This window comes from Dyadobacter sp. 32 (assembly GCF_902506755.1).
Classification (GTDB): domain Bacteria; phylum Bacteroidota; class Bacteroidia; order Cytophagales; family Spirosomataceae; genus Dyadobacter.
The window spans coordinates 6,844,554-6,859,917 of sequence record NZ_LR735258.1; the positions used below are offsets into that span (position 1 = coordinate 6,844,554).

Annotated in this window: 12 protein-coding genes; 3 read left to right on the forward strand and 9 right to left on the reverse strand. The window is 44.3% G+C overall.

Annotated elements, in window-relative coordinates:
• Positions 1 to 239 precede the first annotated feature (239 nt).
• The 6 genes from DYADSP32_RS27945 to DYADSP32_RS27970 all read right to left on the reverse strand — a co-directional run bounded on the left by DYADSP32_RS27945 (position 240) and on the right by DYADSP32_RS27970 (position 6,369).
• Entirely contained in the window at positions 240 to 1,193 is a 954-nt protein-coding gene (locus DYADSP32_RS27945) for a phosphotriesterase (protein WP_414618118.1), read from the reverse strand.
• Positions 1,194 to 1,342: 149 nt separating this feature from the next.
• Complete coding sequence (locus tag DYADSP32_RS27950) at positions 1,343 to 1,918, reverse strand: 1-acyl-sn-glycerol-3-phosphate acyltransferase (protein WP_149239680.1); 576 nt, start codon at positions 1,916 to 1,918, stop codon at positions 1,343 to 1,345.
• A 110-nt stretch (positions 1,919 to 2,028) separates the two neighbouring features.
• The gene (locus DYADSP32_RS27955; RefSeq protein ID WP_149239679.1) at positions 2,029 to 3,225 is read right to left on the reverse strand and encodes a site-2 protease family protein; all 1,197 of its coding nucleotides are present in this window, start codon (positions 3,223 to 3,225) and stop codon (positions 2,029 to 2,031) included.
• Positions 3,215 to 3,850: an HAD family hydrolase gene (locus DYADSP32_RS27960; protein ID WP_149239678.1), complete on the reverse strand. Its 636-nt coding sequence runs from the start codon at positions 3,848 to 3,850 to the stop codon at positions 3,215 to 3,217. Before DYADSP32_RS27960 ends, DYADSP32_RS27955 begins: the two co-directional genes overlap by 11 nt.
• 111 nt (positions 3,851 to 3,961) lie before the next feature.
• Positions 3,962 to 4,915 (reverse strand): acetyl-CoA carboxylase carboxyltransferase subunit alpha, encoded by a 954-nt coding sequence (locus DYADSP32_RS27965; protein ID WP_149239677.1) that lies wholly within the window; start codon positions 4,913 to 4,915, stop codon positions 3,962 to 3,964.
• Positions 4,916 to 4,944: 29 nt separating this feature from the next.
• A complete protein-coding gene (locus DYADSP32_RS27970) occupies positions 4,945 to 6,369 on the reverse strand; it encodes an MBL fold metallo-hydrolase (RefSeq protein ID WP_149239676.1) in 1,425 nt (474 codons plus the stop codon).
• A 296-nt stretch (positions 6,370 to 6,665) separates the two neighbouring features.
• Between DYADSP32_RS27970 and dacB the strand changes: the two genes are divergently transcribed.
• Positions 6,666 to 8,150 (forward strand): D-alanyl-D-alanine carboxypeptidase/D-alanyl-D-alanine-endopeptidase, encoded by a 1,485-nt coding sequence (dacB, locus tag DYADSP32_RS27975; protein WP_414618119.1) that lies wholly within the window; start codon positions 6,666 to 6,668, stop codon positions 8,148 to 8,150.
• Between the two features lie 172 nt (positions 8,151 to 8,322).
• Here dacB and hslV read toward each other — a convergent pair whose 3' ends face one another.
• Together hslV and DYADSP32_RS27985 are read right to left on the reverse strand one after the other, a co-directional pair.
• Entirely contained in the window at positions 8,323 to 8,862 is a 540-nt protein-coding gene (gene hslV, locus DYADSP32_RS27980) for an ATP-dependent protease subunit HslV (protein WP_149239675.1), read from the reverse strand.
• Between the two features lie 238 nt (positions 8,863 to 9,100).
• On the reverse strand, positions 9,101 to 10,756 hold the full coding sequence (locus DYADSP32_RS27985) for a pyruvate dehydrogenase complex dihydrolipoamide acetyltransferase (protein WP_149239674.1): 1,656 nt from the start codon (positions 10,754 to 10,756) through the stop codon (positions 9,101 to 9,103).
• Positions 10,757 to 11,183: 427 nt separating this feature from the next.
• On the opposite strand from DYADSP32_RS27985, the gene DYADSP32_RS27990 reads away from it, so the two are divergent.
• A complete protein-coding gene (locus DYADSP32_RS27990) occupies positions 11,184 to 12,284 on the forward strand; it encodes a hypothetical protein (protein ID WP_149239673.1) in 1,101 nt (366 codons plus the stop codon).
• Between the two features lie 39 nt (positions 12,285 to 12,323).
• Here the strand turns inward: DYADSP32_RS27990 and lepA are convergent, their stop codons facing one another.
• On the reverse strand, positions 12,324 to 14,111 hold the full coding sequence (gene lepA / locus DYADSP32_RS27995) for a translation elongation factor 4 (protein ID WP_149239672.1): 1,788 nt from the start codon (positions 14,109 to 14,111) through the stop codon (positions 12,324 to 12,326).
• A gap of 708 nt (positions 14,112 to 14,819) precedes the next feature.
• Here lepA and DYADSP32_RS28000 point away from each other — a divergent pair.
• Positions 14,820 to 15,290 carry an Lrp/AsnC ligand binding domain-containing protein gene (locus tag DYADSP32_RS28000; protein WP_149239671.1) on the forward strand — a complete coding sequence of 157 codons (471 nt, stop codon included), beginning with the start codon at positions 14,820 to 14,822 and terminating at the stop codon, positions 15,288 to 15,290.
• Positions 15,291 to 15,364 lie beyond the last annotated feature (74 nt).

The following is a 15,364-nucleotide window of genomic DNA, read 5'->3' on the forward strand; positions in this document are numbered from 1 at the left end:
CCGAATCAACTGGATTTTGTTCGTTCCTTAAATCTCAGAAAAAAAATGGATATAGAAAAGGCAGTAAATCAGAGAGTTGAATGATTTAAGCACTTTTTTTTCGCCAAAGAAGATAAGTGAAGTTTTTGCTGGTAAAAATCACAAATTTGTTTCGATAAGCTGGCTGGATAATAAAGAGAGAGCGAAATTAGTTAAAAAATGCACCCAGGCTTCATGAGAGAAACAGGATTCATTTGAGATTATATTTTCCTGATTCTGATGGCTAACATTTGTGCCGGATTGTTGACCATCAGCTGATTGATCTCTTTCCAGGAGAATCCTCTGTGCATTAAAAATGGCAAAAATTTGTCAGAAATGGTGGTGAAACTTTTGAATGGGCCTCCGTCCGGCTCTCCTGGCCTGTACCATCCCGCATCATGAGAAATGAGAATTTGGTCCATGAAACCATGGGATTTCAAAAGAGAAATTGTTGCCGCGTTTTTATCCAGATTGTTTTCATGAATGCCATCGAGGCTGATCCAACAACCCATTTTTCCAAGCTGTACAAATTCCTCATCACTTCCGCTGGCGTGCACCCACACAAATGCACGCGGGTGAACACCCAGGTTTTCAAGTATTTTCAATTCTTCGCGTGCGGTGGCTGCGGGGCCGGTATGCGAGCAGATCGTCAGGCCGGTTGCAAGATGGGTTAGTGCAGCAGCTGTAACAAGCTTTTTATGCAAATCAGAAAGGGGGCCAGGATTTACGCCAATCTTAATGAAACCCGGTTTGATGGTGGTACCGTCAATGCCATAACGAAACTCGTTTATCCAGCGGTCTGCAAGCTGCCGGGCCGTTTCAGTTTTTGCGATTTGTGGAAGAAATTTGTTATCGGATGCGCCATAGAATCCGGTATTGGTGATGATCTGGAGACCCGATTTTTCGGATAATTTTTGCAGAAGATTCACATCTCTTCCTAAGTAGGCAGGGGTACATTCGGCAATACTGGTTATTCCTCTTTCCTTAGCTTCAAATAAGTAGGGGAGGACTTTCTGGATGACGGACTCATGTTCCCAGCGGTCGAAGCTGATCTTGTCGGCACCTATAAAGTCCACCAGAACATGCTCATGAATGAGGGTTAACCCCAAAGCCCGAGTTTGAATTACCCCGTCAACCGTAACGATTTGGTTTTTCCAATTTCTTGGCCATTGCATGATTATTGGTGAAGCAAGACAAGCGCGAATAAATTTACGGCGTGACGTCATGTTTGCAGCTTTTATTAGTGATTTACCTGTAGTAATTTGTTTGAAATTTTCGGTAAAACCAATTTAAAAGTGTACAATTTGGTCTTGCTAACGCCTGCTTAAACCATTTCAATGATTCCGGTCATTTCGTAATTTTTGATCCAGCTCTTGCGTTTTCCGGGAATAGTAAGGTAGAAATCATAAATGACTTTCATGTCTTTTTGGAAGTCATTCTGCAAATAAATGGGGCCGCTTACCACAATTGCTTTTCCAGGATAGTCAAAGCCAATGAGGATAACAGGTACATTTGCTTTCAGAGCAATATGGTAGAAGCCGGTCTTAATCTTGTCTACATCCTTACGCGTGCCTTCCGGGGTGATGGCGATGTGCAGGCTTTCGCGTTGGTTGTACATCGCGGCTACGGAGTCGACCAGGTTCAGTGATTTGTGCCTGTGAACCGGGTAGCAGCCCAGTGCCCTGAACAGCCATCCCGAGTACCATTTGAAAAGCTGGCTTTTTGCGAGAAAGCCGATGTCAATATTCAGCTCAGCCCGCCCGCCCAGGCAGACAAAAAAATCCCAGTTTGTCGTGTGCGGAGCGCCCACCCATACGGCTTTATGGATGTGTTTTGGAGTATTTCCGATGATTTTCCATCCGGAACAACGAAAAAGAAAGGCGGTGATAGCTCTTAACATGAAAGCTCGGTTCAGGCAAATTTCGTGGTTGTCAAGACAAACTTTCGTTGAGTAGGATGCGCATGGGTAATTTTTAAATTGAATGTATCATCGAAATCCGTGAGGAACACTTACATCTCGATAAATGGCCTTGGGCTGAAAGAGATGACAAAAATAATGAGCGCGCAGATTCCAAGAATAATTCTTGGGGTATCGAGTGGTTCATTTTCTTCAGTTTCGGGGTGCTTAACCCCCAGAAAACGCCCGAGGATGAATACAAAAGCCAGAAACCCGGAATACCCTTCCCAATCGGGACGGATGTAGGAAACGGCAAACTGTCCAACCACAATAATCAGACTGATCATCAGGCCGGTGGTGGCACTTTCTGTAATTCGCCGAAAACAGATGAAGAGGAAATAAATGTACAATCCCAGGTACATGAGTTGATCATAAAATACCTCTGTGCTGCCTTTGGCAAAGGTGTCCGCTTTGAACAGGCCAAGCCCGGCATAAAAAGCGAAAATGCCGAAAAGTACGGGTGCAACCACATTGAATTTTTTCTTACCGATAAGTCCGTACAAAACATGACCACCATCCAGCTGTCCGATCGGGATCAGATTCAGAGATGTGAAAAACAGTGCGAGGTAGCCGGCAAACAGATAGGGGTAATGTATGATCTCAAATTCGTGGGGCATCCTGGCCGGGTCGGCCACGTAAGTTTTAAGAAACCAGAATAGAATATTGTCGCCAAGGACGATTCCGCCGGGTGCTTTTTCGTAGACAAACTTTGAATATTCTAAACCATATTTAGCGTACTCGGGGTGTATGGTAAAGATAAATTCCGGTGGCGGAAGGTGTGTGAAGCCATACCACAGCACACCCAATGCCACAATGAAACCAGCCAATGGACCTGCAATCCCAATATCGAAAAACTTTAAACGTGATTTAACCACTGAAGTAATTCGGATAAACGCTCCCATAGTTCCGATGCTTTGGGTAAATCCAAACCACAATGGGATATAGTACGGAAGCGTAACTTTTACCTGATGAGCCCTGGCTACAAAATAATGTCCGAATTCATGAACAGTTAAAATGGTCAGAAAAGGTATAGAAAATTGAAAGGCACTTACAAATTCCGGCCAGCCCATCGGTGTATGGGCAATTACGGCTGCTTCTTCGGTTGGTTTGCCAAACAGAAATTCAAAAAAGTCGTAGACAAAGGAAAAAATGTTTCCATACATCCATTCCGCCCCCGCCATGGTGGTGGTAATGATCGTAAGCAGGAACAGGATGCTCTGAATGAAGTAAGTACGCGTATTAGACTGCATAGTCTTTTAGATATTCCAGTATGGTGGTGGGTTTTTGCACGTGGATCGTGTCAATACCCAGGGTTTGAGCTCCTTTAATGTTATCGTGATTGTCGTCCAGGAAAAGCGTTTCTTCCGCGATGAGACCAGCCTGTTCCAGTAAGTTCGAGTAAATCCGGGGATCTGGTTTCATGAGTCCCATTTCGTAGGAGACGAAAACCTTTTCGAATAAATCATCCAGTCTTTTGATGCCGGTTGCCGCCTCCAGAATCTGATTGACCTTCGTGATGTGTATAGAGCTGGTGTTGCTAAGGAGAAACAATCTGTAATTTTTACGGAGATCTTTAAGTAATTGGATTCTTTCCGGAGGAAGATCCAGCAAAAGACTATTCCAGGCGGTATCTATCATGTCGTCTGTCCAATCCGGAAAAACAAGAAGCTCTCGCACATAATCTCTGAAACCAGCTTCGGTTAAGTGCCCGGTTTCAAATTGCCTGAAAATATCCTTCTCTTTAAAAAGGGTCAGTATCTCGGCTTGCTCCCTGCCGCTGAGCTCGGCGAATGATAAGGATGCCAGCGGTACGTCGATATTCAAAATGACGTCGCCCAGGTCAAATATGATATTTTTTATTTTCTCGTTTTTCATGTTTTGCTATGCGCTTTCTTGGTGAGATGTAGCAAGTGAAAAGTGAGAAGTACGCATGTTAGGTTCTGGTATCAACATCTCACTTCTTACATTTTACTTTTCACCCCAAATCTATTCCACCACAACCCCCATAGCACAGAACTTTTCAATGCGCTGGTCAATTCTTTTTTCAAACTTGATGGATGACAATTCTTTGATGTTTTCAAGAATCACCCGTTTGAGTTCTGCGGCCATCCAGTTGTGATCCAGATGCGCGCCACCAAGTGGTTCAGCCACAATGCCATCGATCAGCTTGTTGTTTTTCATGTCCTTGGCGGTAATTTTCATTGCTTCGGCAGCCTGTTCCTTGAAATCCCAGCTGCGCCACAAAATGGTGGAGCAATTTTCCGGTGATATTACAGAATACCAGGTGTTTTCCAGCATGAGTACCCGGTCACCGATCCCGATTCCGATGGCTCCTCCCGAGGCGCCCTCTCCAATCACGATACAAATAACAGGGACTTTCAACATGAACATTTCTTTCATATTGCGGGCAATGGCCTCAGCCTGTCCTCTTTCTTCTGCTTCAAGGCCAGGAAACGCCCCCGGTGTGTCGATCAGGGTGACGATCGGCTTATTGAATTTTTCAGCGAGTTTCATCAGACGTAACGCTTTTCGATAACCTTCCGGATTTGGCATACCAAAATTGCGGTGCTGACGCTGCTTGGTATTCCTTCCTTTTTGCTGACCAATGATCATAAAACTCTGGCCCTCGACGTTGGCAAGCCCGCCGATAACAGCAGGGTCATCGCGAACCTGGCGATCACCATGAAGTTCGATGAATTCATCGCAGATCAGCTGTATATAATCCTGGGTATAGGGCCTGTCGGGGTGCCGCGACAGCTGCACGCGCTGCCACCTGGTGAGGTTCTCAAATATATCTTTCCGAAGATCTGTAATATTGCTTTCCAATAATGAAATGGCGTCAGAAACATCCACATTGTTATCCTTGGCCAATTTTTTCATTTCTTCGAGCTTGGTTTCCAGCTCGGCCATAGGTTTCTCGAAATCTAAGTATGTTCTCATTTTTTAGGTTCTGATTTTGGTTATTCGGGCTAGAGATAAAATGTTTGTCCCCTCATCGGTATTTCGACCGTTTTATACCCCTCATTTTGTAAAATGTTTTGAAAATCGGACATGCTCTGATGCTCTCCATGCACCAGAAAAACGGCTTTCAGCTTTTCTGGATCCTGCATTCTCACAAATCTGATCAAATCGTTTTGATCTCCGTGGCCGCTAAATACGTCAATTTTTTCAATATTAGCCAAGACAGGCAGTTGTTTGCCCCGAATTGAGATGGTATCCTGCCCATGTAAAAGGCGCCATCCAAGGGTGCCCTCGGAGGCATAGCCTATCATTAAAATAGTGGCATACGGATTGCCTATATTTGCTTCCACATGGTACTCCACACGGCCCCCCTGAACCATGCCCGATGATGAAATTATGATGCAGGGTTCATTGTAATTGGAAACTGCTTTGCTGGCGTCAGAACTTTCAAGATAGATCAGATTGTCAAAGTCGAAAAGCATGTCGTTATTGTCCTGGAAATTCCGGGCTTCTTTGTTGAGCAGCTTAATGTGGCGCTGATAAACCTTCGTACTACTGTATGCCAGCGGGCTGTCAGAGAATACTTTGAGATTGGGAAAGGAATGATCCGCGTAGATTTTGTTTAGCGTGTAAAGTAATGCCTGGGTGCGGCCAACGCTGAACGACGGAATGATAAGCCGGCCAGGAATATCAACGCAAGTTCTTTTGATTACATCAGCGAGTGCTTCCGTTGGGGAACCAGTATTTTCGTGGATACGGTTTCCGTAGGTTGACTCACAGACCAGGTAATCCACATCGGGCACTTCCTGAGGATCCATCAGCAAGGGATAATTATTCCGACCAATATCTCCGGAAAAGCATATTCTTTTTCTTTCACCATTTTCAAATACCTCGACCACAATGTGTGCAGCACCGAGCAAATGCCCGGCTGCGTAAAAAGTGATTGAAACGTGATCGGCGATCCGATACCGTTGACCAAAGGCTACCGGGACAAAATTCTCGAGCGCTTCAATAACGTTTTTTTCTACGAAGTAATCCCTCGGAATTTCTTTCCGTTTTTTTCCTTTCTTTTTACCGGTAAGGTCATTTTGGGCGTTAAGTCGTTTCTGGTGCAGGTTAGCTGCGTCTTTTAATAGGAGCGAGGTGAGCGCCATAGTAGGTTCTGTACAAACGACCCGTCCCTCAAAACCTTCTTTGAAAAGATTGGGAATATTACCAGAGTGATCAATGTGCGCGTGGGTGAGCAAAACGGTGTTGATCAAACTTGCATCGAAAGGGAAGACACTTTTTTGTTCATCATAGCGTGTTTTTTTTCCTAATGCATCCAGATCAAAATCGGAGCCACAGTCTATTAAAATCCGGTAATCGTCCGATTCCAATAGAAACATACTGCCAGTAACTTGTTGGGCAGCTCCCCAAAAGGTTAATTTCATACTTTATTTATACTATAAATATCTATATTATGAATTTTCCCAGATGAGAAAAAACAATATTGTTCAGAATCTTAACTTTAAGTAATATCGTCATGTTGGTCTTAATTCAACGGAATAAGTCCTGGCTTCATTTTGAATGTTGCCCATTAAGTCCAATATACTACCTGACTGCAAAAGTACCAAAAAAGAGACAGACAATTGGTGAGTCTCCTAAATGGAATTTGTAGCCGACCCAATTAACCAAAACCAGGGAAGATGTCTGGAGGGGAATCAAATTATTAAACTCAGGGAGCTCAATGTTGAAATTTCGCTGTTTGAAAGTATGTATAGCACTGATTTGGTCAGTGATGGGGCAGGAGTCGCTTTGTCAGCCAGTGGATAGCCTGAGGTTGTCCAACTTTGAAGATGCCGTACTAGAGTTACAAAATAGTGACCTGCTTCGCTACGGAACGCTTTCCGTAGCAGTAAAAAATGCCAAAGAGGGGCAAAACATTTTCTCGCTGAACCCTACCCGTTCGCTTCCTTCTGCTTCCACGCTGAAGCTGGTCACAACAGCAAGTGCGCTCTCCATGCTGGGAGGAGATTTTCGATATACAACTTACCTGGAATATGACGGGGAAATCAGGAGGGATACTTTACACGGGAATTTGTACATCCGTGGCATGGGTGATCCATCCTTGGGAAGTGACCGGTTTAAGGATTATCCCAATGCAGGAAAAATGGCAAATCGATGGGCAGCATCGGCTCAGAAGGCCGGTATTCGTATAATCAAGGGGAAGGTGATCGCAGATAATTCTTTCTTCGAAGGAAACACCGTTGCCGACAGCTGGATTTATGCGGATCTGGGGAATTACTACGGTGCCGGCGTAAACGGGCTTAATTTCAATGAGAATTTATACCGTCTGAAATTTAAACCCGCAGCCACATCCGGAGATCCTGCCCCTTTGGTTACTATAGATCCTATGGTGCCTGGTCTTGATTTCTCAAATTTCGTTTCAACCGGAGAGCGGGGAAGCGGAGATCAGGTTATCGTTTACAACACGCCTTTGCAAAATAATGTCTTGTTGCGGGGAACCGTTCCGGCGGGCTTTGCCACTTTTACTGCAAAGGGATCTTTGCCGGATCCTCCAAAACTTGCCGTGAATTTGCTTACCGGTAGCCTGCTTGGCGCTTCAGTAGCTATTTTAGGGTTGCCTGATTCGCTTCTGGGAGGGGCTTTATCGGGTCAGAGAAAGGTTTTGGATGAATATCAATCTCCGCCACTACGGGAGCTTTGTCTGCAAACCAACTGGTGGAGCATCAATTTATATGCCGATTCTTTTTTGAGGTTAATCGGAAAACGTTCGAACGGTAAGTCCGACTACGACAATGCCTCTGAGGCGGTCGCCAGTTACTGGCGTTCCCGTAACGTTGACCTCGGCGGATTCTATATCAAAGATGGGAGTGGTTTGTCTCCTTCAGCATCGCTTACCACACAAAATCTTACGCAAATACTTGCGGCAGCAACGCGGGAGACCAGTTTCACGGATTTTTATAAAAGCATTGCTGTAATGGGCGTGAATGGAACCGTCAGGAATCTGGGCAAAGGTACCAAAGCGGCAGGGAATATCAGGGCGAAAAGTGGATCCATAGAGGGTACACGGGCTTATGCAGGATATGTTACTTCCCGGTCGGGAGTGCTCCTGAGCTTCGCCATGATTGCACATAAGTATCAGCCGGAAAATGGGCGTAGCGTTTCCGATGAACTCGTCAAACTCATGACCCTGCTTGCTGAGTTATAATCGGCTGTACAGATACTGTTATAAAACTTTATTAAGCAAAATTATTGAAGTGTTTGATTCCGAAGGTAAACACAGGGTCCGCCAAAGTATATCGTCTTTGGCTTTTTGGGCGATATAATATGAGCAGTCGAGCATTTTATTGCCCCGACTGCTCATATTGAAATGCTCTTAGTTATACCACCTTTTCTATCACCAGATTATGATTGGTGTAAATACAAAGATCTGCGGCGACTGTCAAGCCTTCTCTGACCATTTCTTCGGCCGTCAGATGGGTTGCGTGTTTTTTCAATGCCTGTGCTGCTGACAATGCGAAATTTCCGCCCGAACCGATTGCCGCAATACCATTCTCAGGTTCCAGTACATCTCCAGTACCGGAAATGACAAGAATTTCATCTTTGTTGGCGGTAATCATCATAGCTTCCAGTTTTCGAAGGTATCGATCTGTCCGCCAGTCTTTTGCGAGTTCAATGGCAGCGCGTTTCATATTGCCCCCATACGCATTCAGTTTTTCTTCAAACCTTTCAAGTAATGTAAAGGCATCCGCTGTGGATCCGGCAAATCCAACCAGGATTTTCCCGCCCATCAGTGTCCTGATCTTTTTTACATTGCTCTTGGCTACTGTGTTGCCCATGGTTGCCTGGCCGTCTGCGCCTAAAGAAACGGTACCGTTGTGCAGAACACCAAGGACGGTTGTTGCGTGTATTTTTTCCATTAAATTGATTCCAATTAATTCGTAAATGATTTTGTTCTCATCCAGCCTATTCAGATGAAAGAGCTGATAGTCTGTTTCTTCTTAAAGGCTCAGCTTTAAGTCAAACCAAAAGGTAGCTAACCGATCCTTTGCAGGGAACTGTTAAAACAAAAGTGCCAGGTCGTAAAACCTGACACTTTGTACATGTATCCATTTTGGTTCCAGCACTTGAGGTACGGCACTGTTAAAAGCACAAGACTTAAACCAGCATGCTCATGGGTTCTTCAAGCAGTTTCTTCACTGTGTTCAGGAATGCAGCTGCTAAGGCACCATCTACAACCCTATGATCAGCAGAGATCGTGATCTTCATGATGTTGGTTGGGTAAACTGTACCGTCTTCTTTGAAGGCGGCTACCTTTTTAATTCCTCCAATGGCCAGAATACAGGAGTCGGGAGGATTGATGATTGCGGTAAATTCATCCACACCAAACATGCCCAGATTTGAAATGGAGAAAGTATTTCCCTCCCAATCTTTCGGCTGCAGTTTTTTATCTTTTGCTTTTCCTGCCAGGTCTTTTACTTCAGCTGAAATGGCAGAAAGTGTTTTTTTGTCAGCATCACGGATGACAGGAACAAGAAGTCCTTCGTCAACAGCAACAGCCACACCGATATTTACGTAGTTGTATCGTCTTATTTTATCACCCAGCCAGGCTGAGTTGACGGCAGGGTGCTGTTTCAATGCTACCGCACAGGCCTTGATCACCATATCATTGAAGGAGATTTTTGCCGGGCTCACCTCATTCAACTGCGGACGTAGTGCCATCGCTTTGTCCATCACTATTTCCATGGTCACATAGAAATGTGGCGCTGTAAATAAGCTGTCGCTCAGGCGACGCGCGATGGTTTTACGCATTTGTGATACCGGGGTATCCACAAAATCCCCGTTGGCCGGAGCTGCCTGCGGCGCTGCCGCTTGCTTTGGTGCAGATGCCTCCGTTGCTTCCTGTGCAGGTGCGGCATCTGCCGGCTTGGCCGATGGCTTAAACTCGTCCACGTCACGTTTTACGATCCGGCCGTTGTCGCCGCTTCCGGCCACCTGACTTAAATTGATTCCTTTTTCATCGGCAAGCCGTTTTGCCAGTGGGGACGCCTTGATCCGATCCCCTGAATCGGCCACCGTTGTGCTTTTTTCGCTCGCTGCTTCGTTGGAACTTTCAGCGGGTTTACTTTCTGCTTCTGCAGGTGCTCCATCGCCATTTTCTCTTGCAAGCAAAGCTTCTACATTTGCACCTTCCTCACCGATCACGGCTATAATGCCATCAACAGGAACTGCTTCACCATCTTTTATTCCTATATACAATAAGGTTCCGTCTTCATAAGCTTCAAGCTCCATAGTAGCCTTGTCGGTTTCCACATCGGCCAGGATATCTCCGGATTTTATCTTGTCGCCTACTTTTTTCTGCCAGGAAACCAGGGTGCCTTCTTCCATGGTATCACTCATTTTCGGCATGCGCACCACCACGGCATTGATTTTTTCAGTGGATGCAGCAGGTTTTTCAGCCTTTGGAGCAGATTCGATTACTGGCTTAGCTTCATCTTGGGCCTCTTCTACCTTTGGTGCTTCCTTGGATGCGCCATTGCTTTCACCGCCTTCAAGGAGAGATTGGTAATCTTCACCTTCATTACCCACTACTGCCATGATCCCGTCAATCGGAACGGCATCACCTTTTTGCACACCTATATAAAGCAGTGTACCGTCATAATAGGATTCAAGATCCATTGTAGCTTTGTCCGTTTCGACTTCTGCTATAATTTCTCCGGATTTTATTTTATCACCCACTTTTTTGTGCCATTCTGCAATAACACCTTCTTCCATGGTGTCGCTCATCTTGGGCATACGGATTACTTCTGCCATATCGGTTGTTTGGGTATTTTAGTTTCGTTTTATCGACCTATATTTCATTCAAAATTACGATAAAAGGTGGATAGGTAAGGATTTCGGACTTAAAAATTACTTCAAATCGTGGAAGTAGCTAAATTAATTCATTGATCCAAACCTGATTTGGATTGTGTATCAGCTATCTATATGTCAAGAAGGAGTTGTTGTGCAGACTGGGTTACGGGCAACGGATTAAGGAAAATGTTGATTTTCGCTCTGTCGGAATTAAAATAATGGGAATGTTACCATTGAACTGTAGACTGAATTTTATTTGATTTAGCGTTCACAACTTATCGGATACGAATGGGCAGGATATGAACGATGATTTTCGTACCAGGTTGTGAGTTATTGCCAAAGATGATAGATTTGGGCCCGTTTTAACGTATTTACCCTCCCTACTGTGATGCTTAGATTTTATGCCTTGTTGATTTGCCTGTTCCCTCTGCATTTTTTACTGGCTCAGGATCAAAATTTGGAAATTAATTGTCATTGTGAAAATCTGAATTCTCCGTTTTCAAAGGTCCGGGCAATTGATAACAGAATTGATAATCAACTTCTTGGCTACATACAGACCGGCCTTGGAAACAGAGTCAGAGCAATCAGGTTCAACGGCAGCATTGCGGATACTCTAGCTCATTTTTTTGTGAGCAAATCACCCGAAGTGGGATCGTCCATGGTATTTATGCTCAATGAGTTGTTTTTGCACGAGGTGGAATCCGCTGGAAGGTTAAAACTGTCCCTTAGACTATTCCGCGAAACGGGTGATGGAAAGTTTGTTGAATTTTTGACAGTGGATAGTGTTTATCGTCCTAAGGGATTTGATGTCACAAAAAAGCTGCTTCGACAAGTGAATGAACAGTTTTGTGAGATTGCCAAGAGGGCTGCTGAGGTGAAATTGGATTCAAATTCGAATCAGAGAGCCTATTCCTTAAATGAATTAGCGGTACTTGACAGCCTGGAAAAATTAAATATTCCCATGTATGTAGCGTCGAAACCCAATGCGGGGATTTATAAGAATTATCAGCACTTTAAAATGAATACACCTGATATTAGTACAGAAATGTTAATTGATACCTCGAAGGCAAAAAATATAAAGGTGTTCAGGATATTTAAGGCTAAAAACAGAAAAGTAAAACTTGATAACCAAGGTATTTATGCTGTGTCGGATGGAAACATATTGATTAAGGTAACTTCGGCGGGTGATTATTGCGTCATGACAAAAGAAAATTCAGACTTTTACTATGAAAGAACCGGATCTTTTGCCAGTCAGCCTAATAACGCTATGATGCCCTTGATGTATGGGGGAGCTGTGGGCGGTGCAATCGGCGCCATGATTATTATAGCTGCAGATGGGTCGATTAGCTATGGCCCGAAAATAGAACGTTACCGTTTTCGGATTAACCATAGAAGAGGGAATTCAATCCCATTGATGGTGGTGCAAAAAGCACCTCGCGTTTCGCGCAGTATTAAGGAATCGGATAGCAATTCGGATGAGACGAATTGAAAAAGGTCCTTCCGACATAACGAAAGGACCTTACAGAGGTTAATTGATCTTCAAAACCGCCATAAACGCCTCCTGAGGGATTTCTACGTTTCCAACCTGGCGCATGCGTTTCTTTCCTTTCTTTTGTTTTTCAAGCAGTTTACGCTTACGGGAAATATCGCCGCCATAACATTTGGCCAATACATCCTTCCGCATGGCTTTTACGGTTTCCCGGGCTATGATCTTTTGGCCAATCGCTGCCTGGATCGCAATTTCAAACATCTGACGTGGTATCAGTTCGCGTAGTTTCTCGCAAAGCTTCTTGCCCCATTCGTAAGCTTTGGTTCGGTGTACGATGGCCGACAATGCATCTACCGGCTCCCCGTTAAGCATTACGTCCAGCTTCACCATATCCGACTCTTCGTAATTGGACAGCTCGTAATCCAATGAAGCGTAACCACGGGATATGGTTTTGAGTTTGTCAAAAAAGTCAAAAACTACTTCGGCCAGAGGAATCTTGAATTGAAGTTCGACGCGCTCCGCGGTGAGATAAACCTGGTTTTTGAGTACACCGCGCTTATCCATACAGAGATTTAAAATCGGACCTATGTAATCGGATTTTGTGATGATCTGTGCGTTGATATAAGGTTCTTCAATCCAGTTGATGTGGTTCGGCTCAGGCATTTCCGAAGGTGCGCTGATGTTAAGCAACTGGTCTTTGGTATTAATAATTCTGAACTGCACCGAAGGTACCGTCGTAATTACGGTCATGTCGAATTCGCGTTCAAGGCGTTCCTGCACAATTTCCATATGAAGCATGCCCAGAAAACCGCAGCGGAAGCCGAAGCCCAGGGCGGCTGATGTCTCAGGCTCCCAAACAAGCGCTGCGTCGTTGAGCTGAAGTTTTTCCATAGCATCCCGCAGCTCTTCAAACTCACTGGTATCAACGGGGTAAATTCCGGCAAAAACCATTGGTTTAACTTCCGAAAATCCGTGTAAAGCCTCGGATGCGGGATTGTGCAGGTGCGTTACTGTATCCCCGACTTTCACCTCTTTCGCTACTTTTATCCCTGAAATGAGGTAACCTACGTTCCCACATTCCACGACCTGTTTGGGTATCTGAACGAGTCCAAGGGTACCGATTTCATCGGCTATATATTCCTTGCCCGTGTTCATGAATTTCACACGGTCGCCTTTCCTGATACTTCCGTTTTTTACACGGAAAATAACCTCAATTCCTCGGTAGGAGTTGAACACGGAATCAAAAATCAAGGCTTGAAGGGGCGCTGCCGGGTCTCCCACAGGATGCGGGATTCGCTCCACGATGGCATTGAGTATCGCTTCTATACCTATTCCTTCTTTACCGCTTGCTGGTATAATGTCATCCCTGTTGCAGCCAAGCAGATCAACCATTTCGTCTTTGATCTCCTCGGGCATGGCCCCCGGCAAATCCACCTTGTTAAGAACCGGAATAATCACCAGGTCATGGTTGATGGCGAGGTACAAGTTTGAGATCGTCTGTGCCTCTGTACCCTGCGACGCATCTACCAGCAGAAGAGCGCCTTCGCAAGCTGCAATGGACCGAGATACTTCATAGGAAAAGTCGACGTGCCCCGGTGTGTCGATCAGATTAAGTGTATATTCTTCACCCTGATACAGGTATTGCATCTGGATGGCATGACTTTTTATTGTAATTCCCCGCTCACGTTCCAGATCCATGTTGTCAAGCAGCTGAGCCTGCATGTCCCGGTTGGAAACAGTTTTGGTAAATTCCAGCAAACGATCTGCCAAAGTACTTTTCCCATGATCAATATGGGCGATGATACAAAAATTACGAATTTTCTTCATGTAAATATTTAAACAGAGTATCCCATAGAGGCATCTCATTGACCCACAAAATTACAAGGCTGAATGTGATTATAACCAAATGAAGGATTTATTTATTTTTATTGCGCATGTATCAAAATAGCTTTTTGACCATTTGGTTGCGAACAAACGATAAGAAGGTAGTGAAGTGGTTTGTCCGGTGAGCAGCAGGAGTGGGGCGGGCCTGTTTGATCTAGTGATGTTATCTTGCAGGTAGTCAGCTCATTAGTCCCTTAAAAGAAAAACACGCAGGCTTCAAAGCGAACCCGCGTGTCAAATTACACTTCATCAACAAACTAAAAACCAAATAAAACTACTACGAAAAAAATCGCTTGTCAAGTTTTTTTTGCTGTAGGAGGGGGATTCGAACCACCCACGGTGCGGTTAGCTACGGTACAAAAACTGAATTGGTGGTCCACCCCAGTCGACTTTCGTCGGCATTATGCCGTGTTTATCCCTGATTCACCACCCCCGAGACAGGAGGGCATGGCTGCCAGTTTCATCACCCTACAATGTGATACTTTTTGTCAAGCCTGAAACAATTTTAAATTCCTGTTTCCTTTTATGACTCTGCAAAAGTAGTAGCTAGGATTTAAAATATAAAATTTTTGCAGAAAAAATATATAAAATTTACAATTTTGATATAAATTGGCTATTATTATTGCGAAAACCCTAATTAATTTAACCAAAATGCAGAGATATTCAGATATTGACAGTACGGATTTGCGGATTCTTGCCTTACTGATGGAAAATGCGGCACTGCCGTATACCGAAATTGGCAAACGCGTATTTGTTTCTGGCGGAACAGTACACGTAAGAATGAAGAAAATGGAGCAGCTGGGAATTGTCAAAGGTTCGCAGCTCATTATTGATCCAACAAAACTTGGATGGGATATCAGTGCGTTTTTAGGGGTTTATCTGGATAAAAGTTCGCTGTATGAGCAGGTAGTAAAGGAACTGGAGTTAATTCCCGAAGTGGTTAACATTCATTATACAACCGGTATTTACAGCATATTTATCAAAATCGTGTGTAGGGATACAGGACATCTCCGTCAGATACTTCACGATAAAATTCAAAAAGTAAGTGGTATTCAGCGTACAGAAACAATCATTTCCCTGGAAGAGCGCGTCAATAGATCCATTCCATTGGCCGAAGAGTGAAAATTATATTTTCGGGTTAAAGATGGCATTTCAAAAATAAAAATTTTATTTTTGTACATTATATATAAAAAACT